This is a genomic window from Nocardia sp. BSTN01, from assembly GCF_015354405.1.
GTDB lineage: Bacteria > Actinomycetota > Actinomycetes > Mycobacteriales > Mycobacteriaceae > Nocardia.
In genome coordinates, this window is the sequence record NZ_JADKYP010000002.1 from 281852 (window position 1) to 303463 (window position 21612).

Annotated in this window: 22 protein-coding genes; 10 read left to right on the forward strand and 12 right to left on the reverse strand. The window is 68.4% G+C overall.

Annotated elements, in window-relative coordinates; translation table 11 throughout:
• From IRT45_RS02955 to IRT45_RS02965, 3 genes are read left to right on the forward strand one after another with little or no spacing between them, the layout of a single operon-like run.
• Complete coding sequence (locus IRT45_RS02955; RefSeq protein WP_194804310.1) at positions 1 to 822, forward strand: DUF3097 domain-containing protein; 822 nt, start codon at positions 1 to 3, stop codon at positions 820 to 822.
• A gap of 58 nt (positions 823 to 880) precedes the next feature.
• A complete protein-coding gene (locus IRT45_RS02960; RefSeq protein ID WP_194804311.1) occupies positions 881 to 1783 on the forward strand; it encodes a dienelactone hydrolase family protein in 903 nt (300 codons plus the stop codon).
• Entirely contained in the window at positions 1780 to 3177 is a 1398-nt protein-coding gene (locus tag IRT45_RS02965; protein ID WP_309240772.1) for a glycoside hydrolase family 27 protein, read from the forward strand. Before IRT45_RS02960 ends, IRT45_RS02965 begins: the two co-directional genes overlap by 4 nt.
• A gap of 38 nt (positions 3178 to 3215) precedes the next feature.
• Here IRT45_RS02965 and IRT45_RS02970 read toward each other — a convergent pair whose 3' ends face one another.
• Genes IRT45_RS02970 through IRT45_RS02980 form a run of 3 tightly spaced genes read right to left on the reverse strand, consistent with a single transcriptional unit; the run spans position 3216 to position 4653 of the window.
• Positions 3216 to 3425 (reverse strand): hypothetical protein, encoded by a 210-nt coding sequence (locus tag IRT45_RS02970; RefSeq protein WP_194804312.1) that lies wholly within the window; start codon positions 3423 to 3425, stop codon positions 3216 to 3218.
• A 5-nt stretch (positions 3426 to 3430) separates the two neighbouring features.
• Complete coding sequence (locus tag IRT45_RS02975) at positions 3431 to 3586, reverse strand: hypothetical protein (RefSeq protein WP_194804313.1); 156 nt, start codon at positions 3584 to 3586, stop codon at positions 3431 to 3433.
• Positions 3583 to 4653: a diacylglycerol kinase gene (locus IRT45_RS02980; RefSeq protein WP_194804314.1), complete on the reverse strand. Its 1071-nt coding sequence runs from the start codon at positions 4651 to 4653 to the stop codon at positions 3583 to 3585. The genes IRT45_RS02975 and IRT45_RS02980 overlap by 4 nt, the downstream gene beginning before the upstream one ends.
• Positions 4654 to 4857: 204 nt before the next feature.
• Here IRT45_RS02980 and IRT45_RS02985 point away from each other — a divergent pair, with 204 nt between their 5' ends.
• Both IRT45_RS02985 and fadD8 read left to right on the forward strand, forming a co-directional pair.
• Positions 4858 to 5598 carry a glucose 1-dehydrogenase gene (locus IRT45_RS02985; RefSeq protein WP_039778805.1) on the forward strand — a complete coding sequence of 247 codons (741 nt, stop codon included), beginning with the start codon at positions 4858 to 4860 and terminating at the stop codon, positions 5596 to 5598.
• A 33-nt stretch (positions 5599 to 5631) separates the two neighbouring features.
• The gene (gene fadD8 / locus IRT45_RS02990) at positions 5632 to 7251 is read left to right on the forward strand and encodes a fatty-acid--CoA ligase FadD8 (protein ID WP_194804315.1); all 1620 of its coding nucleotides are present in this window, start codon (positions 5632 to 5634) and stop codon (positions 7249 to 7251) included.
• A gap of 14 nt (positions 7252 to 7265) precedes the next feature.
• Here fadD8 and IRT45_RS02995 read toward each other — a convergent pair whose 3' ends face one another.
• The gene (locus tag IRT45_RS02995; RefSeq protein WP_194804316.1) at positions 7266 to 7859 is read right to left on the reverse strand and encodes a helix-turn-helix domain-containing protein; all 594 of its coding nucleotides are present in this window, start codon (positions 7857 to 7859) and stop codon (positions 7266 to 7268) included.
• A gap of 92 nt (positions 7860 to 7951) precedes the next feature.
• Between IRT45_RS02995 and IRT45_RS03000 the strand changes: the two genes are divergently transcribed.
• The 4 genes from IRT45_RS03000 to IRT45_RS03015 all read left to right on the forward strand — a co-directional run bounded on the left by IRT45_RS03000 (position 7952) and on the right by IRT45_RS03015 (position 13221).
• Positions 7952 to 9163, forward strand: a complete 1212-nt coding sequence (locus IRT45_RS03000) for a pyridoxal phosphate-dependent aminotransferase (RefSeq protein ID WP_194804317.1) — start codon at positions 7952 to 7954, stop codon at positions 9161 to 9163.
• A gap of 108 nt (positions 9164 to 9271) precedes the next feature.
• Positions 9272 to 9685 carry a hypothetical protein gene (locus IRT45_RS03005; protein ID WP_194804318.1) on the forward strand — a complete coding sequence of 138 codons (414 nt, stop codon included), beginning with the start codon at positions 9272 to 9274 and terminating at the stop codon, positions 9683 to 9685.
• A 288-nt stretch (positions 9686 to 9973) separates the two neighbouring features.
• Complete coding sequence (locus IRT45_RS03010) at positions 9974 to 12328, forward strand: arylsulfatase (protein WP_194804319.1); 2355 nt, start codon at positions 9974 to 9976, stop codon at positions 12326 to 12328.
• Between the two features lie 83 nt (positions 12329 to 12411).
• Positions 12412 to 13221: a hypothetical protein gene (locus IRT45_RS03015; RefSeq protein WP_194804320.1), complete on the forward strand. Its 810-nt coding sequence runs from the start codon at positions 12412 to 12414 to the stop codon at positions 13219 to 13221.
• Here IRT45_RS03015 and IRT45_RS03020 read toward each other — a convergent pair.
• A complete protein-coding gene (locus IRT45_RS03020; protein ID WP_194804321.1) occupies positions 13218 to 14087 on the reverse strand; it encodes a hypothetical protein in 870 nt (289 codons plus the stop codon). The two genes, IRT45_RS03015 and IRT45_RS03020, sit on opposite strands and share 4 nt — an antisense overlap.
• Before the next feature lie 74 nt (positions 14088 to 14161).
• The gene (locus IRT45_RS37450; RefSeq protein ID WP_255535530.1) at positions 14162 to 14284 is read right to left on the reverse strand and encodes a hypothetical protein; all 123 of its coding nucleotides are present in this window, start codon (positions 14282 to 14284) and stop codon (positions 14162 to 14164) included.
• Between the two features lie 76 nt (positions 14285 to 14360).
• On the opposite strand from IRT45_RS37450, the gene IRT45_RS03025 reads away from it, so the two are divergent.
• Complete coding sequence (locus IRT45_RS03025; RefSeq protein ID WP_194804322.1) at positions 14361 to 15110, forward strand: trypsin-like serine protease; 750 nt, start codon at positions 14361 to 14363, stop codon at positions 15108 to 15110.
• A 14-nt stretch (positions 15111 to 15124) separates the two neighbouring features.
• Here IRT45_RS03025 and IRT45_RS03030 read toward each other — a convergent pair whose 3' ends face one another.
• The 6 genes from IRT45_RS03030 to IRT45_RS03055 all read right to left on the reverse strand — a co-directional run bounded on the left by IRT45_RS03030 (position 15125) and on the right by IRT45_RS03055 (position 21590).
• Positions 15125 to 16738: an FMN-binding glutamate synthase family protein gene (locus tag IRT45_RS03030; protein WP_194804323.1), complete on the reverse strand. Its 1614-nt coding sequence runs from the start codon at positions 16736 to 16738 to the stop codon at positions 15125 to 15127.
• A gap of 113 nt (positions 16739 to 16851) precedes the next feature.
• Complete coding sequence (locus tag IRT45_RS03035; protein ID WP_194804324.1) at positions 16852 to 17901, reverse strand: ferrochelatase; 1050 nt, start codon at positions 17899 to 17901, stop codon at positions 16852 to 16854.
• 20 nt (positions 17902 to 17921) lie between these two features.
• Positions 17922 to 18758, reverse strand: coding sequence for an NADH-dependent enoyl-ACP reductase InhA (gene inhA, locus IRT45_RS03040; protein WP_194804325.1), 837 nt, complete (start codon positions 18756 to 18758; stop codon positions 17922 to 17924).
• Positions 18759 to 18835: 77 nt separating this feature from the next.
• Positions 18836 to 19555 carry a 3-oxoacyl-ACP reductase FabG1 gene (gene fabG1, locus IRT45_RS03045; protein WP_194804326.1) on the reverse strand — a complete coding sequence of 240 codons (720 nt, stop codon included), beginning with the start codon at positions 19553 to 19555 and terminating at the stop codon, positions 18836 to 18838.
• Positions 19556 to 19611: 56 nt separating this feature from the next.
• Positions 19612 to 20616: a VWA domain-containing protein gene (locus tag IRT45_RS03050; RefSeq protein WP_039778819.1), complete on the reverse strand. Its 1005-nt coding sequence runs from the start codon at positions 20614 to 20616 to the stop codon at positions 19612 to 19614.
• Positions 20613 to 21590 carry a DUF58 domain-containing protein gene (locus tag IRT45_RS03055; RefSeq protein ID WP_063014816.1) on the reverse strand — a complete coding sequence of 326 codons (978 nt, stop codon included), beginning with the start codon at positions 21588 to 21590 and terminating at the stop codon, positions 20613 to 20615. Before IRT45_RS03055 ends, IRT45_RS03050 begins: the two co-directional genes overlap by 4 nt.
• Positions 21591 to 21612: the final 22 nt, after the last annotated feature.

A 21612-nucleotide genomic window follows, 5' to 3' on the forward strand; every position in this document is an offset into this window, starting at 1 on the left:
GTGAGTGCGCGCGACTACGGTGACATCTATTCCGGACACGCTCGAACCCGCAAGCGCGCGGTACCGCAGGTGGTGGCCGAACGCGACCTCGTCGCCGAGGACGCGGCCAGCGGATTCTGCGGCGCCGTGGTCGGTTTCGAGCGCACCTACGACGGCGATTTCGTCAAACTCGAGGACCGTGGCGGCCGGGTCCGGCTGTTCGCTTTGCGTGAGGCGGCGTTCCTGATCGACGGGCAGCCGGTGACGCTGGTGCGGCCGAAGGCGACCGCGCCGACCGCGCCCACGCGGTCCGCGTCGGGGTCCACCCGCGTGGAAGGGCTGCGCGCCCGTGTGGCGCGCGCCAGCCGGATCTGGGTCGAGGGCGTGCACGACGCGGCGCTGGTGGAACGCGTCTGGGGACACGATCTGCGCGTGGAGGGGGTGGTCGTGGAGCATCTGGAAGGCCTCGACCATCTGGCCGCGCGGCTGACCGACTTCGGCCCGGAGCCCGGCCGGCGGGTCGGAGTGCTGGTCGACCACCTGGTCACCGGCTCCAAGGAGACGAATCTGACCACCGGCCTCGGCCCGCACGTCCTGGTGACCGGTCATCCCTATATCGATATCTGGCAGGCGGTGCGACCGCAGGCCGTCGGCATCGAGGCCTGGCCGCAGGTGCCGCGTGGAGAGGACTGGAAGACCGGCATCTGCCGCCGTCTCGGCTGGGGCACCCCGTCGGAGGGCTGGCGGCGGGTCTACAACGCCGTCGACAGCTTCCGCGATCTGGAAGCGCCACTGCTGGGCGCGGTGGAACAGCTCATCGACTTCGTCACCGAACCGGAGTGAGGACGCCGGTTCCCCGTAGGTCCGCCGATTCACAGGTGCCGTGGTTACGCTGGCCGGTATGACGCCGCTGCAGCGCTATATCGCAGAGGAGATCGGCACCGACCATGCCGAGGGCCTGCTCAGCCGGCGCGAGGCGCTGCGGCGGTTGAGCCTGCTCGGGCTCGGCACCCCGGCCGCGGTGGCGCTGCTGGCCGCCTGCGCGCAGCGGTCCGGTACCTCGGAGGGCACCACGAAACCGGCCGCGCCGGCGAGTTCCGCGCCACCGCCGGGCACCGCGGCCGCGGTCCAGCCGAGCGCGATCATCTTCCCCGGACCCGACGGCCGCACCCTGCAGGCCGCCTGGGCCGCCGCGGCGCAACCCCGGGGCGGAGTCCTGGTGATCCACGAGAACAAGGGCCTCACCGATCACATCCGTTCCGTAGCCGGACGTTTCGCCGGAATCGGCTATTCCGCGCTCGCGGTGGATCTGCTCTCCGAAGAGGGCGGCACCGCCACCTTCACCGACCCGGCCGCCGCCACCGCGGCTCTGGGCAAGGCGCCGCAGGATCGTTTCCTCGCCGATCTGCAGTCCGGAGTGGCGGAACTGGGGCGCCGGGTGCCGGGAAAGAAGCTGGGCGCCACGGGTTTCTGTTTCGGCGGCGGTCTCACCTGGCTGCTGCTCACCCACGGCACCCGGGAGCTGGCCGCGGCCACGCCGTTCTACGGCCCGTACCCCGAGGGCGGTGAGATCACCACAGCCAGTGCGGTCCTGGCCGTGTACGGCGCGCTCGACAAGCGCGTCGACGCCACCCGCCCCGCGGCCGAGGCGGCGTTGAACCGAGCCGGCGTGCCGCACGAGATCTTCGTCGCCGACGACGCCAATCACGCGTTCTTCAACGACACCGGCCCGAACTATCAGCCCACCGCGGCCGCCGCCGCCTGGCAGCGCGTCACCGACTGGTACGCGCAGTATCTCGGGTGAGACGCGCCGACGCGATCCGGCTCGCGGTGCTCGTGGCGGGTGTCGTCGCAGTGGCTGGGGCGGCGACCGGGAGCGTGGTGCGTCCGCCGGTGTTCGATCCGGCGCCGGTGCGAGCGACCGCCCCGATGGGGTGGAATTCCTGGGATTCCGGAATTGCGCTGACCGAGCAGTCGGTGCGCGAGACGATCGACGCGATGGTGTCGGACGGGATGCGCGATGCCGGCTATCGCTACGTCGACCTCGACGCGGGCTGGGCTGCCCCGCAGCGGAATTCGTCGGGCGATCTGGTAGCGGATCCGGTCCGGTTCCCCCACGGCATCGCCGCGGTGGCCGCCTACGCCCATGACCACGGTATGTATCTGGGTCTGTATTCGAGTCCCTTCAACGAGATCTGCGGGCAGACCCCGGCGACCGCGAGCCGCGGCCACGAGCTGCGGGACGAGCGGCGATTCGCCGGCTGGGGTGTCGACCTGCTCAAATACGACTGGTGCCGGACCGACGCGAATCACGACGAGCAGGTTCGTGATTTCGCCCGGATGCGCGACGCGCTGCGATCGACCGGACGCGGCATCGTCTACATGATCAATCCGAACAGCTCCGCCGACGCCCGCGCCGGCGTCGAATACGACTGGTCGGCCGTCGCCGATTCGGCCCGCAGCTCCGACGATCTGATCCCGATGTGGCGCAACACCTTTCCCGAACCCGATATCGGCGGATTCGACACCACGTCGGTCCGCGGTGTCGCCGACGAGGCAGACACCGCGCTCCGCGCCCGGCCCAGCCGTCCCGGGTACTGGCCCGACCCGGACATGCTGGTCGTCGGACAGTCGCTGTCGCAATTCCTCGGCGCCCATCTGGACGGCCTGCCCGGAACCGCCGTGCGGTGGCCGGCACTCAGCGCCGACGAGACCGCCTATCTGGCCCGCCGTTTGGGGATCTCCCCGGAAACGCTGGCGCTGCTGCGCAATCCACGCACCCTCTCACCCGCCGAGGAGCAGACGCACCTGTCGCTGTGGGCGATGCTGTCCGCACCCCTTATCGCGGGCAATGATGTCCGTACGATGAGCGAGCCCACCCGCGCGGTGCTCACCGACGCCGGTGTCATCGCCATCGACCAGGACCCCCGGGTCGCCCCCGCGGTGCCGCTGCCTCGCGATCACCGGATCCTCACCAAACCCCTGGCGGACGGTTCGGTCGCCGTCGCCCTGCTCAACCCCGGCGAGCAACCCCTCACCCTCGCGACCAGTGCCACCGAAGCCGGTCTCGCACAAGCACAGTCGTACACCGTGCACGACATCTGGGCCGCGACGACGACGGTGACCGACGGCCGTATCCACGCGCCCGACATTCCCGCCCACGGCGTGGTACTGCTGAGGATCACTCCCGCCGCGTGATGTCCCCGGGCGAATGCCGATGTGACAGTGAAAGCCGGTTACGGGATGTGCCGGACGGTTCCGTCGGCTGCCGACTGTTCGATGGCGGCGAGGAGTCGGTGGTGTCGCAGGGCGGTCTCGAAGCTGATCCGGATGTCCCAGTCGCCCCAGTGGATGAATGTCCCGGGCTGGGTGGCGGTCAACGTCGCGTCGCTGCCGACGAGTTCGAGGCGGAATCCGTAGCGGACGGGGATCGCGTCCGCAGCCACGGCGATCAGCGATCCGGTTCCGGATCACCCAGTTGTGCGCGGATCGCGCCCCACGGGTCGGCGAATGTCCGCGAGCCGTCGCGGTACGGCGACAACCTGCCGAGACACCAGCGCACCACCGGCCCGAACGGGCGGGTGACGAGGATCGGCCCCGGAGTCATTCGGCCACAACGCTTCCGGTGATCAGCGGCAGGTCGAGGGCGGTGCGGATTCCGGCGGGGGCGCCGACCACCGCGGGGATGGCATTGACGATCCGGCCCGCGGCGGCCACGATCGCCGCGTGATTGTGGTCGCCGTGGCGGCTGGTGGGACAGATGTCGACGGTATAGGAGGGTTCGCCGACGATCTCGACCCGATAGGACCCGCCGGGCTGGGCCGGCTGCGGCCAATCGGGGCGCAGATCGCCCCGCAGCCGGGTGGTGTGTTCGATGACGATGACCGGGCGGCCCTGCACCATCCCGCGGATCTCGAAACGCAGTGCCGCGACCGATCCCTCGGGCACATGCCCGGCCGCGATGTCGAAGCTTTCCGGCGCCGGTTCCCGTTCGTAGGATTCGGTGATCTCGTCGACGGTGATGCCCAGCCCCGCCTCGAGTTGCCGGATCGTCGTGCCCCAGGCCATGCCCAGCACCCCGGGCTGCAGCAGCATCGGCACCTCGTCGAGAGGTTTGCCGAATCCCATCACGTCGAACATGACCGTCGCGCCGTCGTAGGTCGCGTAGTCGGCGATCTCCGAACACCGCACCTGTTCGATGTCGCGGCAGGTGCCGGCGAAGGCGAGCGGAATCAGATCGTTGGCGAAACCGGGATCGATGCCGGTGATGAAGATGCTCGCATCGCCCTCGCGCGCGGCCTCCTCGATGGTGGCGAAGAACTTGTCCGGCAACACCTTCCACGGATATTGCAGGAGTCCGGGAGCGGATCCGACGATATCGACACCGGCGGCCAGGATACGGCGGCAGTCCTCCAGCGCATCCAGCAGCCGGGTATCGCCCATCGCGCAGTAGACCGCGCAGTCCGGGCGCAGAGCGAGCACCTCCGCCGGCTCGCCGGTCGCACGGATGCCGGTGGTGACGTCCAGGCCGGCCAGTTCGCCGGCGTCCTTGCCGACCTTCTCCTTCGTCGAGACGCATACGCCGACCAGTTCGAAGCGCGGGTCCTCGATCAGGCCGGCCAGTGCGAGCCGGCCGACATTGCCGGTGCCGATGTGCACGACGCGGATGGGCATTCGTTTCTCCTCGGGACGCTGCGGCAGCGCACGCGGTCGGCCTCGCGGCCATCCGGCGGGTGATCACACGAGCCGCAGTCGGACAAGTGTCTGGACAGTACTACGATCCCCCGCCGACCGACAACGATCACCCGCGCGAACAGCGGTCGGACCTCTGGAACAGTGTCTAGAACATGTTCCAGTTTGCATGGTAGCGTCACCGGCATGGGACGTGTAGACGGCAAAATTGCACTCATCAGCGGGGGCTCGCGAGGTATGGGTGCGGCCCATGCGCGGCTGCTCGTCGCCGAAGGCGCCAAGGTCGTGATCGGTGACATCCTCGACGACGAAGGTGCGGCTCTGGCCGGCGAACTCGGGGACGCCGCGCGTTTCGTGCACCTCGACGTGACCGCCCCCGAGGACTGGGCGGCGGCGGTGTCCACGGCGGTCGGCGAATTCGGCAAACTCGACGTGCTGGTCAACAACGCGGGCATCGTCAACGGCAATTCGCTGCGCAAGTTCGAGCTGGAACAATGGCGCCGCATCCTCGACGTGAACCTGACCGGAACGTTTCTCGGCATGCAGGCCGCGGTCGATCCGATGATCGCCGCCGGCGGCGGATCCATCGTCAACGTCTCCTCCATCGAGGGACTGCGGGGCGCGCCGTGGGCCCACGGCTATGTCGCCTCCAAGTGGGGCGTCCGCGGCCTGGCGAAGTCGGCCGCATTGGAGCTGGCGCAGCACAACATTCGCGTGAATTCGCTGCATCCCGGCCTGATCCGCACACCCATGACCGCTGCCATCCCCGACGATCTGGTGACGATTCCGCTGGGCCGTCCGGCTCAGCCCGAAGAGGTGGCGACCTTCGTGCTGTTCCTGGCGAGCGACGAATCCTCGTACGCGACGGGCTCGGAGTTCGTCGTGGACGGCGGCCTCGTGACCGCGGTACCGCACAAGACCTCCTGACCCTCGGACGACTTCCCCTCCAGGAGCACAGACATGCCCGAAACAGAAACCAGCACAATCGATCCCGCGACCCTGCTGCGGCTGCCGACCCACAACGGACACGCCCTGCTCGCCGGGCTGCGGCGTCATCGGCGCGAGCCGGTGATGACCCTCGGCGACACCGTCCTCACCGGCGCCGACGTCATCGACGCCATCAGCCGCTACATCGCCGCGTTCGCCGCCCACGAGGTCGGACTCGGCACGCCGAGCGCATTGCTCGCCCTCAACCGCCCCGAGGTGCTGTTCATTCTCGGCGCCGGCCAGATCGCCGGACATCGGCGCACCGCACTGCATCCGATGGGCGGCCTCGACGACCACGTGCATGTGCTGACCGATGCCGGCATCACCAATCTCGTCATCGATCCGCAGCCGGCGTTCGTGCGGCGGGCGCGCGAACTGGCCGACCGGGTGCCCGAACTGAAGCGGATCCTCGTCCTCGGCCCGGTCCCGGAGGAACTGACCGACATCGGCGTCGACTTGATCTCCGCCGCAGCGGAATTCACTCCGGAACCGGTCGAAGCGGTCGATATCCCACCGGATTTCGTCGTCTCGATCAGCTACACCGGCGGCACCACCGGAAAGCCCAAGGGCGTCATCGGCACCGCCGGCACCATGTCGACCATGACCCAGATCCAGCTCTCGGAATGGGAATGGCCGCAGCGCCCGCGGTTTTTGATCTGCACGCCGCTGTCGCATGCCGGCGCCGCGTTCTTCCTGCCGGTGGTGCTGCAGGGCGGGCAATGCGTGGTGCTTCCGCGATTCGACGCCGGTGAGGTGCTGCGCGCCATCGAGGAACACCGCATCTCCGCGACCATGCTGGTGCCGTCGATGCTGTATGCGCTGCTCGACCATCCCGATATCGACTCGCGCGATCTGTCGTCGCTGGAAACGATCTACTACGGCGCCTCCTCGATCGATCCGAAACGCCTGACGCAGGCCATCGCCCGGTTCGGCCCCATCTTCGCCCAGTACTACGGCCAGTCCGAGGCGCCGATGGTGATCAGCTACCTGGGCAAGGACGAGCACGACGAGGCGCGGCTGACCTCGTGCGGCCGTCCGTCCGCGACGCTGCGCACCGGGCTGATCGGCACGGACGGACAGCGGGTGGCGCCGGGCGAGGTCGGCGAGATCTGCGTATCCGGACCCCTGCTGGCCGGCGGCTACCTGAACCTGCCGGAGGTCACCGCGGAGACCTTCCGCGACGGCTGGCTGCACACCGGAGATCTCGCGCGCGAGGATCCCGACGGCTTCTGGCATATCGTCGGACGCAGCAAGGACATGATCGTCACCGGCGGCTTCAACGTCTTTCCCCGGGAAGTGGAGGATGTCATCGCCGCCGACGCCCGCGTGCAGGGCGTTGCCGTCGTGGGCGTCGCCGATGCCCGCTGGGGCGAGGCCGTGACCGCCGCGGTCGTCTTCGATCCGGCCACCGCCGCCGATCCCGACGCGGTGACCGCGGCGATCGACGACATCCAGCAGGATGTCAAGCGCCGCAAGGGTTCGGTCCAGGCTCCGAAACACGTCATCGTGGTCGATGCGCTGCCGTTGACCGGACTCGGCAAGGTCGACAAGAAGGCCGTGCAGGTCCTCGTCACCGCCGAACTCGATCGGTAGGTAGTCACCCAGCCTTACGAGCGGCCCCCGCGCCCCGGCACCCCCACGACATCGGCGAGATGTCGTGCGCCGGTAGCGATCTCGGTCGCCTCCGTCATCGTCAGCCGGAATTCGTGGTCGGCGGCGGGCGCGGGGCCCTCGTGATGACTGATGCCCGCCGTGCCGATGACGTAGTGCAATGCCGTGTCGCCGATGTACACGGTCACCGTGCCCGCGGGCACGACGTCGGCGATCGCCCGTCCCAGCGGCAGCGCGAACCAGTGCGGGCGCACCGCGTCGGTGGCGCGGCGATCCCCCAGTAGCGGCGCCCCCCATTCCGAGAGCGCTTGCAGCACAGGCCGAAGCGCCGCGCCGGTCGGTGTGAGCTCATAGACGGCGGCGGCCGAGCGCGATCCCACCTTGCGGTGGGTGAGGATGCCGTCGCGTTCCAGATCTTTCAGCCGGGCCGCCAGGATATCGGTACTGATGCCCGGGAGGTCGGCGAACAGATCGCTGTATCGCCGTGGCCCCGAGCACAATTCGCGAACCACCAGCAGATTCCAGCGATCGCCGACGACTTCGAGCGCGCGGCTGACCGGGCAGTAGTGGTCATAGGTTCGGCGTGGCACATCCCCACCCTATCCCAGTACTTGGAAATTCCAAGCGCAAACTTGGAATAACCAAGTACAGTAGGCGGCCTACACGCCGGAAGGGGATGTTCATGCAGGTCAACCAGTCCAGCAAACTCATGGGGGTCTCGTACGAGATCCGCGGCCCGGTAGCCGAACAAGCCGCGCGCCTGGAAGCCGAGGGCCATCACGTCGTCAAACTCAACACCGGCAATCCACTACCGTTCGGCTTCGAGGCCCCCGCGGAGATTCTGCAGGACATCGTGCGGACGTTGCCGGTCTCGAGCGGCTACTCGTCCTCGAAAGGGCTGTTGCCGGCGCGCCGCGCGGTGGTCCAGTACTACCAGACCCTCGGGGTCACCGACATCGACGTCGAGGACGTCTTTCTCGGCAACGGCGTCTCCGAACTGATCATGATGGCGCTCACCGCGCTGCTGGAGACCGGTGACGAAGTCCTGATTCCCGCACCGGATTTCCCGCTCTGGACGGCGGCGACGACCCTCAACGGCGGCCGGGCGGTGCACTACATCTGCGACGAGGGCGCCGACTGGTATCCGGACCCGGCCGATATCGCCGCCAAGATCACCGACCGCACCCGCGCCCTCGTACTCATCAATCCGAACAACCCCACCGGCGCCGTCTACCCGCCCGAGGTCCTGCGGCCGATCCTCGATATCGCCCGCCGTCACAACCTGGTCGTCTTCGCCGACGAGATCTACGACAAGATCTATTACGACGGACTCACCCACACCTCGATCGCCGCGCTGGCGCCCGACCTGCTGTGCCTGACCTTCTCGGGATTGTCCAAGTCCTATCGCTGCGCGGGGCTGCGCTCCGGCTGGCTGGTCGTCTCCGGCCCCACCGGTCACGCGGAGAACTACCTCGAGGGTCTCACCATGCTCGCGGGACTGCGGCTGTGCGCGAATGTGCCGGGGCAGCAAGCGATTCAGGCCGCGCTGGGCGGGCATCAGAGCATCTACGACCTGACGTTGCCGGGCGGGCGCCTGCGCGAACAGCGCGACCGCGCGTGGGAGGCGCTCACCGCGATCCCGGGCATCACCTGCGTGAAACCCAAGGGCGCCCTGTACGCGTTCCCGCGCATCGATCCGCTTGTCTACGCCATTCACGACGACGAGCAATTCGTGCTCGATCTGCTCCTGCAGGAAAAGCTGCACATCGTGCAGGGCACCGGGTTCAACTGGCCCACTCCCGACCATTTCCGGATCACGACCCTGCCGCACGCCGACGAACTGGAATCCATCATCGAGCGCATCGGCCGCTTCCTGTCCACCTATCGGCAATAGCCGGGTCCGATCCCACGGCGAACGCACCGGCCACCGGAGATATCCGGAATCTCCGGGAGGTTTGGGGCGTAATCCGCGCGGCATTCCGGTCGCAGGAAAGGAATCGCCATGATCGTCATTCTCGGGCTCGTCAGCCTCATCGCCGCGGTGGTCGCCGGCGTCGTGGGCGTGGTCGTCAACACCGGAGCGGGCCATGCTCTGAACGGCAACTTCACCGCCTTCGGCTATCACTTCACCGGCTCCACCGGGACGCTGTTCCTCTACGGCATCGTCGTCGGCGCCGTCGGCATGGCGGGGTTGAGCCTGCTGCTCGCGGGCAGCCGCCGCAACGCCCGCCGCGCCGCCGCCGCCCGCCGCGAACTGGACGCCACCCGCCGCGACGCTCCCATCTATTACGGTCCCGCGGCCACCGCGGACGCACCGCACACCGCGTCCCAGCCGGTCGGCGGCGCCCAGCCCGCCGCACCCAAGCGCGGCCTGGGCAGGATGTTCGGGCGCGGCCGGACCGTCCACCAAGCCTGATCGCGGCGGCCGACGGTGCGCCGCCTCTTTCCCCACTAACCCACCTCCGGACCCCTGCGCCCGGTACCATCTATGAGCGCACAGGGTGTGACCAGCCAGTATCCGGATGCCGTTCGCGAGCCGGACGAGTGGCCGTCGCACGGCAGTCCCTATCGACTCTCGGCGGTTCGTATGGGCTCGAGAGTCATCAGCACGCATCGAGGCCGCGCCCGACGACCACGAATGGACCCGTGCGGGCCCGGCCGCATCGGATCGACGACGATCCGATGACTCTCCGCCCGGAGGTGGATGGTGGCCGAGAAATTCGAAGGACATATCGCGCTCGACATCCGTGATTCCGTCGCCGACTGGAAGCCGTTCGCGGAACCGACCGCACCACGCGGCGCACCCAATGTGCTGTACCTGGTGTGGGACGACATCGGAATCGCCACCTGGGACTGCTACGGCGGGCTGGTCGAGATGCCGAACATGAAGCGAATCGCCGACCGCGGAATCCAATTCACCCAGTTCCACACGACCGCATTGTGTTCCCCGACTCGCGCGTCACTGCTCACCGGGCGGAATCCGACGTCGGTCGGAATGGCGACCATCGAAGAGTTCACCGACGGCTTCCCGAGTATGAGCGGTCGGATTCCCGACGACACCGCCCTGTGTTCGGAGGTCCTCACCGAACGTGGATGGAATACCTACGCCGTCGGCAAATGGCATATGACGCCGCTGGAGGAGAACAATCTGGCGGCGTCGAAGCGCCATTGGCCGCTGGGACGCGGATTCGAACGGTTCTACGGATTCCTCGGCGGCGAAGCCGACCAGTGGTATCCCAACCTGGTCTACGACAATCACCCCGTCACACCGCCGTACTCGCCGGAGGACGGATATCACCTGTCGAAAGATCTGGCCGACAAGTCGGTCGAGTTCATCCGCGACGCGAAGGTCATCGCCCCGGACAAACCGTGGTTCATGTACCTGTGCCCGGGATGCGGTCACGCGCCGCATCATGTCCCGCGCGAATGGGCGGACAAGTATCGCGGCCGATTCGATATGGGATACGAGAAGTACCGCGAGATCGTGCTGGAGAACCAGAAACGCATGGGGCTGATCCCCGAGGACACCGAACTGTCGCCGATGAACCCCTACGCGGAGGCCACCGGAAGCAACGGTGAGCCCTGGCCGCTGCAGGACACGGTGCGGGCATGGGATTCGCTGTCCGAGGACGAGAAACGGCTGTTCCGCCGCCAGGCGGAGGTATTCGCCGGTTTCCTGTCCTACACCGATGCGCAGATCGGGCGGCTCCTCGATTATCTGGAGGAGAGCGGGCAATTGGACAATACGATCATCGTCACCTTCTCCGACAACGGCGCCAGTGGTGAGGGCGGTCCGAACGGATCAGCCAACGAGATGAAATTCTTCAACGGCTACATCGATACGATCGAGGACAGCCTGGCGAAACTCGACGAGCTGGGGTCACCGACCACCTACAACCACTACAGCATCGGGTGGGCGATGGCGTTCAACACCCCGTACAAGCTGTACAAACGCTACGCGTCGCACGAGGGCGGCATCGCCGACGCCTGTCTGCTCTCGTGGCCGGCCGGGATCGCCGCGCGCGGCGAACTGCGTCACCAGTACCTCAACGTCTGCGATATCACGCCGACGATCTACGAACTGCTCGGCATCACGCCCCCGGAGACGGTGAAGAACGTGGCGCAGCGCCCGCTGGAAGGAGTCAGCTTCCGGGCGCTGCTCGACGACCCGGATGCCGACTCCGGCAAGCACACGCAGTTCTATTCGATGCTGGGCACCCGTGGCATCTGGCACCGGGGATGGTTCGCCGACACCGTGCACGCGGCGTGCCCGTCGGGCTGGGGACATTTCGACAGCGACCGGTGGGAGCTGTTCCATATCGAGCAAGACCGCAGCCAGATGCACGACCTGGCCGGCGAACGTCCCGAGAAGCTGGAGGAATTGAAGGCGCTGTGGTTCGCCGAGGCCGACAAGTACAACGGCCTGCCGCTCTACGACCTCGACATCGTCTCCGTGATGCTGCGCGACCGGCCGACATATGCCAAGACCCGCGACACCGCCGTCTACTATCCCGGCATCGCCGAGGTGGGGCCGGGCGCCGCGCTGGAGATCCGCGGCCGGTCCTTCGCGCTGCTCGCCGAGACGACGATCACCAGTCCCGACGCCGAGGGCGTACTGTTCGCCCACGGTGGGCGACTCGGCGGGCACACGCTGTTCCTGCAGAACGGCCACCTGTACTACGTCTACAACTTCCTCGGCGAGGAGGAACAGGTGATGGTCTCCGACCGCCCGGTCCCGCTGGGCGACCACATCCTGGGCATGCGCTTCGAACGGAAGGGAACGCGTCCGGACAATTTCACCCCCACCGGCGAGGCGGTCCTCTATATCGACGAGGATTCGGTCGGTTCGCTCGACGATATGCGAACCCAGCCGACCGTGTTCTCCGGCGTCGGCGAGGGTGTCCGGGTCGGTCGCGACGGCGGCCAGTCGGTATCACCGCGCTACCACGCGCCGTTCCCGTTCACCGGCGGAATCATGCACCAGGTTGTCGAGGATGTCAGTGGCAAACCGTATCTCGACCTCGAAATGGCCGCCGCCGCAGCCTTTTCGCGGGATTGAGGTGCGCCGCCGCGGCAACTCCCGCGCGCACGATAGCTGCACCAGTGCCCACGGGATCGCCGCGGCACCACTATCCTCGAACCATGTGTTCTCCCAGTGCCACGCTGACGGTGTGGGCGGGCTCGTGGCTGGCGGGCCGCAGCGCGCCCGACGACGTGCTGGACGCGTTGCGCGCCTGGTCTCCGCAGCACAGTGTCGCCGCCGGTGACCCGCTGACCGGCGGACGGACGGGACTGCCGTGGCCGTCGGCCGAGCCGCTGGAGGCCGGAACCGGAATCATGGTCCTGCTCAAAGTCATTCGCGAGGCGATGGCCGAGCCGGGGGCGCAGATGCGGCTGGTGCTGCCGGTGCCGGGCGATGCGCGCGGATTGCCGGTGGGCACCGAATTCGCCACGGCGGCAATGGATGCCGAGGAGGGCGTGATCGCCGGCGTACCCGGCGGCGAGGGCGTGGCGCTGGTGCCGCAGTGGGCCGACGAGGAATCGCTGCAGTGGACCGTGTTCCACACCCCGGTTCCGGTGCCGGCACCGGATATGGCGCTCGGCGAGGCCGAGTACGCGATGCGGGAGGCGGTGCGCGAGGCCGCGGAGGCCCTGATGCGGTTGCACACCACCGCGGTCGGCGGTGACGACGATCCGCGGGAGTTGATCGAGGCCGAACTGGCCGCCTGCTCGCGCCACATCTATCCCGACTCGGCGCCGCTGCGGGCCCGCCGGATCCTCGATTCGGCCGATCATGTGGCCGCGATCCTGACCGTGGCCCAGCAGACCGCCCCCTCCTCCCCCAGCTCGGCCAGCGCCGTGCAGGCCCAGGAGACGCTGCTGCGACCGCTGTGGAACGCCCTGCGCGCCGCCCGCCTGTCCGCGGTGAACGCGGCGGCCGGCCCGCGTTAGGTCGCTGCCCGGCCCGCGGGCGGCTCGGGCAGGTTCAGCTCGTAGTCGTTGTAGCGCCCGCAGACTCGCATGCCGATCCGGGCCAGTGCCGCGCGCAGCGCCTCGTCGTCGAATTCGAACACCCGCAGCATGGTGATGTCGGGCATGACGGCACGCAGTTCGGCCACGACCGCGCCGAAGGCGGCGGTCAGCAGATCGGCGTCGGCCTCGCGGTGGGCGAAACCCTCCTCGGCGCTGATGTAGGCCTCGGCGCCGCCGGCGAAGGTCGTGATCGTGGTGATGGGTTCGGTCGCCGACCGGGCCGAGAGCACGGTGGTGAGCAGCACCCGGCCCGGCGGGTCGGCCGATTCGGCGAGGGTGTGCACCAGCCGATGCAGCGGCGCGCTGGTGTCCGGGTCGGGCGGCCGGGTGAGGTCCAGCTCCCACAGGCGCGCGTATTCATCGACCCGCCGCGCACCCAGTTCGACCGCGGCCCGGCCGGACGGCCCGATATCGGTGCCCTGCCAGCGCAACACCCGATATCCGGCGGCGGTGGCCCGGCGCACGGCCTCGGCGGTCAGCCGGCAGACCATCTCGGTTTCCGCCGCCTGCGGTTCGGACTCGTCGGCGCGGCCCAGATGCAGCGAGTGCACGAGGCGCTGCGCGGACACCGCCTGCACCCACGCCTCACCCAGGCCCGCATCGCGCAATTCCGCCCAGCCCAGCAGCTCACCGCCGCCGCGGGCCGCGATCACGCCCAGCAGATCGGCGGTGCCGTCGGCGACGGAGATGTCTTCGAGCAGGGGCAACCCGGTGCGGCCCGCCAGTTCGGCGGCCAGCCGCAAACCCGTTCCCGGATGCTGGTCCCACTCCAGCGCGATGTCCACCTCCGCACAATAGCGGTGTATTAGCTGATCGCAGGGCAGTTACCGCGCGAAACATCGGCGACCGGCCGCCGGGATCAATGCTTGCGCACCACCGTCTCGCCCTCGGCCGGTTTCCGGGTCACCACGTCCATATGCCCACCGCCCACCTCGACCGCGGAGGCGCCGGTGATATCGGCGGCGAAGAACGGATGCGGCACCGGCGAATTCGCTCCACCTCGTCATAGTCGTACGGTAGAACTTTCGGCGGGCACGTCATACAGCATCGAGGTCGTCATGAGGATTTCCCCGCGCCGGGCGGCGGGCGCCGTCGCCGCCGCATTCGCCTGCGCCCTGGTGCCGCCGACCGGGGCGCATGCCGTGGTCGGCGGCGCCCCGGTCAACGCTTCCGACTATCCGTGGCTGGCGGCCATCGGCACGCCCGTCTACGCGACGCGGACCGGCGGGCAGTTCTGCGCCGGCGCCCTGATCGCCCCGGATCGGGTACTCACCGCGGCGCACTGCGGGGCCCTGGCCCGCACGCTACCGGGAACGACGGTGACCTTCGGCCGCACCGACGTCGCCGGGCACGGCGGGGTCACCATCGGAATCGCCGATGTCCGCATCGACCCGGATTTCCGGGTGTCGCTGTTCGGCACCGATCTGAGCTACCACCACAACGTCGCCGTGCTGGTCCTCAGCGCACCGGTCGCCCTGCCGACCGTGGCTGTGGCGGCACCACACGGGGATACGGCCACAGTGGTCGGCTGGGGCGCCACCTCCGAGGACGACCAGACCAACAGCGTGCTGCGGGCGGCGACGGTACCGCTCGTGTCCGACGCGGCCTGCGCGGTCGCCTACGCCGCGGAATTCGATCCGGCCGAGGCCGTGTGCGCGGGCTCCCCCACCGCCGACACCGGTGAATTCGACAGCGGCGGACCACTGTTGGTGGACGGCAAGGTCGCCGGAATCACCTCGTGGGGTAAGGGTGCGGCCGAACCCGGATTCCCCGGCGTGTACGCGCGGGTGCCCGCACTCGACTTCTGATCACCGCGTTCGAGTCATCGCACCCGGACCGCCTGGGCGGGCGCGACCGGGCGGAACAAATCCGGATCGGCGGCCTCCCAGTCGGCGCGCCAGCTCGCCGGCGGATGGACGAGCAACTCGCCGGGCGCCAGCCATTCGTAGAGTTCGGCGTAGGACCGTATCTCGTTGGGCGCCACCTTCTTCCGCAGCATGTGGGTATCGAGTTCGGCCGGATCGTGCACGCCCATCGAGGCCATCATCTGCATCGCCTGGCGCACCGTGGCCTCCTGATACCGCTGCACCCGTTCGGCCTTGTCGGCGACGTCGAGGGCGCGGGCACGCCGCGGATCCTGGGTCGCGACGCCGACCGGGCATTGATTGGTGTGACAGCGCTGGGACTGAATGCATCCGACCGCCATCATCATCGCCCGGGCGGCATTGGTGAAGTCCGCGCCCTGCACCAATCGCTTGACGATATCGGCGCCGGTGGCCACCTTTCCGCTGGCTCCCAACCGGATACGGTCCCGCAGGCCGGTGCCGACAAGTGCGTTGTGCACCGTCATCAGGCCGTCGGTCAGCGGGAGGCCCACGTGGTCCTCGTATTCCAGCGGTGCGGCCGCCGTACCGCCTTCGGCGCCGTCGACGACGATGAAATCGGGTGCTGTCCCCTCGGCGATCATCGCTTTGCAGATCGCGAGGACATCCGTACGCGATCCGACGCACAGCTTGAACCCGATGGGCTTGCCACCGGACAACTCGCGCAGGCGGACGAGAAAGCGAATCAATTCGCGCGGGGTGTGGAATTCCGAATGCGACGGCGGGCTGACGCATTTCTCGTGTGCGGGAACCCCGCGATAGCGGGCGATCTCCTCGCTCACCTTCGCGGCCGGCAGGACCCCGCCGAGTCCGGGCTTCGCACCCTGACTCAATTTCACCGAGATGGCCTTCACCTGGTCGTAACCGGCCTTCTCGGCGAACTGGCCCGGATCGAAGCGGCCGTCGCGGGTGCGGGTGCCGAAGTAGGCCGTACCGATCTCCCACACCAGATCCGCGCCGCCCTCCAGATGGAACGGCGTCAGCCCGCCCTCACCGGTGTCGTGCGCGAAACCGCCGCGGGCGGCGCCGATATTCAACGCGCGCAGCGCATTCCCCGACAGCGCGCCGAAACTCATCGCCGAGACGTTCAGCAGCGACATGGCATAGGGCTGCCGGCAGTCCGGACCCCCGACCAGCACGCGCGGCGGCTGCTCGGGCTCCGGGAGCGCGGCCACCGAATGAACGAGGAATTCGTAGCCGACCGCCTCGATATCGCGCTCGGTGCCGTAGGACAGTTCGCCGTGAATTCCCTTGGCGCGCTCGTAGATCATCGTCCGCACGTCACGGTCGAAGGGGCGGCCGTCGACATTCCGCTCGATGAAATACTGCTGCAGTTCGGGCCGGATACTTTCCAGCAGATAGCGCATATGCCCCAGCAAGGGATAGTTGCGCAGGATCGAATGTCGGCGCTGCACCAGATCGTAGGCGCCGACGAGAACGAGCAATCCCGCTCCGACGGCGAGAATCCACCACGCCCACGAACCGATCGCCGCGATGACGCCCAGGACGACCACCGCCACCGTGAGCAGACCGAAGAGGAAGAATCGCGTCATCGCCCCACCGCCACCTTTCGCACAGGGGTCCTCGCCACCGAGTCCGAGACCGCGGGACTCCGGCCCGCGCACACCCTACCGTTCATACCGGCGGCATACCCGCTCGGCGGCGGTTACTTTCGGCGGCGCACGGGTTCACAGCATCCGGGTGCGCAGATCGCCCCGTTGCGGGTGCAGCCGTATCCGGGAACCGTGCCCGAGCGCCGGGGTTCGTTCCCGTCGAGATGTTCGCCGACCAGTTCGGCGACCATCTCGGCGAACCGCGGATCCGGGCCCGGGGTGGCGGCGCGGGCGAAAGCCATACCCAATCCGGCGGCCTTCTCCGCGGCCTCGTTGTCCAGGTCCCAGACAACCTCGAGGTGATCGGAGACGAAGCCGACCGGGCAGACCACGACGGCCTCGACGCCCTTGCCGGACAACGCTTCCAGATGGTCGACGATATCGGGATCCAGCCACGGCACCTGCGGCGGTCCCGAACGCGACTGCCACACCACGTCGAAATCGTCGAAACCCGTTGCCGCGGCGCACAATCGGGCGGCCTCGGCGACCTGGCGGCTGTAGAGGTGACCGCCGTCGGCGGGCGGTCCGGCCGCGACATCGGCGGCGACCGGAACGGAATGGGCGGTGAAGACCAGCCGGGCGCGGTCGCGCGCGTCGGCCGGAAGTTCCCGCACCGCCGCGCGCACGGCGTCGGCGAAGGAGTCGATCAGCAACGGATGATCAAAGTACTGCCGCAGTTTCGTCAGTTCCGGCGCACCCTCGACCGCCGCGCGGGCGCGTTCGATGTCCTCGTCGTACTGGCGGCATCCGGAATATCCGCCCCACGCCGAGGTCGGGAACACCAGGGCGTGGCCGATGCCGTCGGCGCGCATGGTCGCGACGGTCTCCTCGATCATCGGATGCCAGTTGCGATTACCGAAGTACACCGGCAGATCCACCGCGCGCGCGGTGAATTCGGCCTCGATCGCGGCGATCAGTTCGCGATTGAGCGCATTGATCGGCGAGACTCCGCCGAAGTGCAGGTAGTGCTGGGCCACCTCGTCGAGGCGTTCGCGTGGCACGCCCCGGCCCCGGGTGACGTTCTCCAGGAACGGCATCACGTCCTCGGGGCGTTCGGGACCGCCGAAGGACAGCAGGAGCAGTGCGTCGACGGTCCCGGTCACGGCTGATTACCTCCGGGCTCTCAGTTGGCCGACCAGTTCTCCGGGAACCAGGTGTTGTGGCTGGCGCCGCCGTCGACGTAGATGATCGAACCGGTGGTCCCGGGCAGCCAGTCCGACAGCAGGGCGACGATCGACTTGGCGACCACGGTCGGGTCGTCGACGTCCCAGCCGATCGGCGAGGCGCCGTCCCAGTAGGTGTTGAGCATGTTCAACTGCTTGGCGTCGTCGGTGGCCGTCCCGGCGATCGCCTTCGCGGCGAGGGTCTTGATCGGGCCCGCGGCGACCAGGTTGGAACGGACTCGCTTGGCCTCGCCCACCTCTCGCGCCACATAGCGGTTCACCGACTCCAGCGCGGCCTTGGCCACACCCATCCAGTTGTAGAACGGCATCGCGGTGCGCGGATCGAAGTCCATGCCCACGATCGAGCCACCCTCGTTCATAGCGGGCAGCACCGCGCGCGCCAGCGAGGCATAGCTCCACGCCGAGATCTCGAAGGCCTTGGCGGCGTCGGCGCCCGGGCCGTCGAGGAACGGCAGTGCGTCGGGGCCCATCAGGGTGCGCGGAGCGAAGGCGATGGAGTGCAGCACGCCGTCGATACCCTCGGGCGCGAGTTCGCGCACCTTGTCGGCGAGACCGGCGAGGTCGTCCTCGTTGGTGACGTCGAGGCCGATCGCGGGTGCGATTTCCTGCGGCAGGCGCTTGGCGATGCGGTCGATCAGGCGCAGCCGCTCGGGGATACCGGTGATGATCACCTTCGCGCCCTGCTCCTGCGCCACCTTCGCGGCATGGAAGGCGATCGACGAATCGGTGATGATGCCGGTGATCAGGACGGTTTTGCCGTCCAGGATTCCGCTCATGGGTGGTGAATTCTCCTCGGGAAACTCGGATGGAAGTCGGCGGGGGCCGGGAGCAAGTGGGTCGGCGACCGCTTTGCTCAGTGGCCCATGCCCATGCCGCCGTCGACCGGCAGGATCGCACCGCTGATGTAGGACGCGTCGTCGGAGGCCAGGAAGCTGATTGCCGCGGCGACCTCCTCAGGCTGGCCGATCCGGGACGCCGGAATCGCCTTCAGGGCGATCTCACGAATATCGTCGGTCATGTCCTGGCGGGTCATATCGGTGTCGATCAGTCCAGGAGCGACCACGTTGGCGGTGATGTTGCGCGAGCCGATCTCACGGGTGATCGCGCGGGCCATACCGACCAGACCGGCCTTGGCGGCCGCGTAGTTCACCTGGCCGGGGACACCCATCTGCCCCACGACCGAGCCGAGGAAGATGATGCGGCCGAAGCGGGCCCGCAGCATCGCCCGGTTGGCGCGCTTGGCGCAGCGCCACGCGCCGGTGAGGTTGGCGTCGATGACGCGGGTGAACTGCTCCTCACTCATCCGCATGAGCAGGGTGTTGTCGACGATGCCGGCGTTGGCCACCAGCACCTCGACCGGGCCCTGCTTGGCCTCGATCTCGGTGAAGGCCGCATCGATCGAATCCGCGTCCGTCACATCGCATTTCACGCCCAGAAGACCTTCCGGCGCGCCCGACCCACGATGGGTGACGGCAACCTTGTGCCCGTCGGCGGCCAGCCGCTGGGCCACCGCGAGACCGATACCGCGGTTGCCACCGGTCACCAGGACCGATCGGGAAGTGAAGTTCGACATGAATGTCAACCTATCTGTTCGAGTTCGACTGTCGTGGCCGGGTTGCGCGGTACCCGTTATGGCAGGCGTTGACGATAGACCAGACCGCTCACCACACCCGCAGCGGTCAGCAGCAGACCCAGTAGCAGCCACGGCCGGCTGGCATCACCCATCTGCATCTCGTAGCCGATCTGCTTGTCCAGGGTGTCGTAGACGGCGCTGAGTTCTTCCAGCGTGGAAGCGGTGTAGAAGTCGCCGCCGGAGATCTTGGCGATCTCGCGCAAGGAGTCGTCGTCGACCGGAACCCGGACGCGCTGCGACCCTTTGCCGTCCTGATCCGGAATCTCGACCGACCCCCAGGTGGTGCCGAAGGAGATGGTCGACACCGGGATGCTCTTCTGCTTGGCGACCCGCGCCGCGACGAAGCCGTGCCGGGGATTGTCGACGTCCTTGTCGTCGGGCACCGTCTGCTTGCCGTCGGACATCAGCACGATCCGCGCCGGGGGCGGCGTCTGCGCCCCGCCCAGGACCGAGGCGAGCGTGTCGATGGCCTGCAGCGCGCTGTAGATGCCCTCACCGGTGGCGGTGCGTTCGGCCAGCTTCATGTTCTGGATGGCGGCCTTCATCGCCTCGCGGTTGGTGGTCGGCGACACCTGGACCGACGCGGTGCCGGCGAAGGTCACCAGGCCCAGGTTGATCCCGGGGGTGAGCCCGTCGACGAAGTCGGTGGCGGCCTTCTTGGCGACCTGGATGCGCGAGGGCGGCACGTCGGTGGCCTCCATCGACAGCGAGACGTCGATCACCAGCATGACCGTGGCCCGGTTGCGCGGCACCTTCTTCGCCGCCTGCGGGCCCGCCGCGGCCACCGTCAGCAACGCCAGGCCCACCAGCATCAACGCGACCGGCGCGTGCCGCCAGGCGCTGGGCCGCTTGGGCGCCACCTGCTCGAGGGTCTCCATATTGGAGAAGCGCAGCATGTGGCGTTTGCGCCGCCGCTGGACCAGCACGTACAGCAGCGCGATCGCGGCGACGACGATCAGGAATGCCAGCCAGATCGCGGACGTGAAATGCGAAATACTCACTGTCGGGGCACCCGCCCGGTCGGGGCGCCGAAGGTGTGGCGCCGAGTGGACACGAAACGGACCACGTCGGCGATCCAGTCACGATCGGTGCGCAGCGTCATCACCGGCGCGCCGCAACTGCGCAACGCCGCCTCGACCTGTTCGCGATGCTGCTGGGCAGCACGGCCGAAATCGGCGCGCAGGGTGGGAGTGACGGTGAATTCGCGGGTGCGGCCGGTTTCGGGATCGTGGAGCACCACGTCACCGACATCGGGCAGATCCAGATCCAGCGGATCGAGGATCTCCACACCGAGCAGATCGTGACGGCCGGAGATCGCGCGCAGCGAACGCTGCCAGTCGATCTCGCCGAGGAAGTCCGAAATGACAACGGCCAGACCGCGTTTGCGTTGCGGCCGGCGCAGCGATTCGATGGCGCCGCGCAGATCGCCGCGCACGCCGTCGCTCGCATGGGGGGTGGTCGCGATACTGCGCAGCAGCGACTGGGCGTGCACCCGGCCGGTGCGGGCCGGAATCCGGTACAGCCGTTCGCCGTTGGCGACGACCGCGCCGATCCGGTTACCGCCGCCGCTGGTCAGATGCGTCACCGCGGCAGCCGCCGCGACCACCAGATCACGCTTCTGGCACAGCGCGGTGCCGAAGTCCAGACTGGCCGACAGGTCGACCACCAGCCAGGTCTCGAGCTCCCGGTCGGCGATCATCTGCCGCACGTGCGGATGGGTGGTGCGGGCGGTGACCGACCAATCCATCTGGCGCACATCGTCACCCGGCTGATACATCCGCGCGTCCCCGGGTTCGGACCCGGGGCCGGGGATCAGGCCGAGATGATCGCCGTGCAGCACGCCGTCGAGGCGGCGGCGCACCGTCAGCTCCAGAGTTTTCAGCGCGGCCGACAATCGCGGATCACGCAGATCTCCGGACCGGAACGACGGCGGGGCGCTGTCGGGATGGGCGGGGACGTGAGCTGAGTTCGTCACTGGCGCAACCGAATCCGATGCC

Coding starts and splice junctions, on each gene's coding strand:
- fabG1 (WP_194804326.1), bottom strand. CDS start 19,555: ATGTCGAACTTCACTTCCCGATCGGTCCTGGTGACCGGTGGCAACCGC.
- IRT45_RS02980 (WP_194804314.1), bottom strand. CDS start 4,653: ATGCCCATCCGCGTCGTGCACATCGGCACCGGCAATGTCGGCCGGCTC.
- IRT45_RS03010 (WP_194804319.1), top strand. CDS start 9,974: ATGGTGGCCGAGAAATTCGAAGGACATATCGCGCTCGACATCCGTGAT.
- IRT45_RS03030 (WP_194804323.1), bottom strand. CDS start 16,738: ATGACGCGATTCTTCCTCTTCGGTCTGCTCACGGTGGCGGTGGTCGTC.
- IRT45_RS03015 (WP_194804320.1), top strand. CDS start 12,412: ATGTGTTCTCCCAGTGCCACGCTGACGGTGTGGGCGGGCTCGTGGCTG.
- IRT45_RS03025 (WP_194804322.1), top strand. CDS start 14,361: ATGAGGATTTCCCCGCGCCGGGCGGCGGGCGCCGTCGCCGCCGCATTC.
- inhA (WP_194804325.1), bottom strand. CDS start 18,758: ATGAGCGGAATCCTGGACGGCAAAACCGTCCTGATCACCGGCATCATC.
- IRT45_RS02975 (WP_194804313.1), bottom strand. CDS start 3,586: ATGACTCCGGGGCCGATCCTCGTCACCCGCCCGTTCGGGCCGGTGGTG.
- IRT45_RS03000 (WP_194804317.1), top strand. CDS start 7,952: ATGCAGGTCAACCAGTCCAGCAAACTCATGGGGGTCTCGTACGAGATC.
- IRT45_RS02985 (WP_039778805.1), top strand. CDS start 4,858: ATGGGACGTGTAGACGGCAAAATTGCACTCATCAGCGGGGGCTCGCGA.
- IRT45_RS02960 (WP_194804311.1), top strand. CDS start 881: ATGACGCCGCTGCAGCGCTATATCGCAGAGGAGATCGGCACCGACCAT.
- IRT45_RS03005 (WP_194804318.1), top strand. CDS start 9,272: ATGATCGTCATTCTCGGGCTCGTCAGCCTCATCGCCGCGGTGGTCGCC.
- fadD8 (WP_194804315.1), top strand. CDS start 5,632: ATGCCCGAAACAGAAACCAGCACAATCGATCCCGCGACCCTGCTGCGG.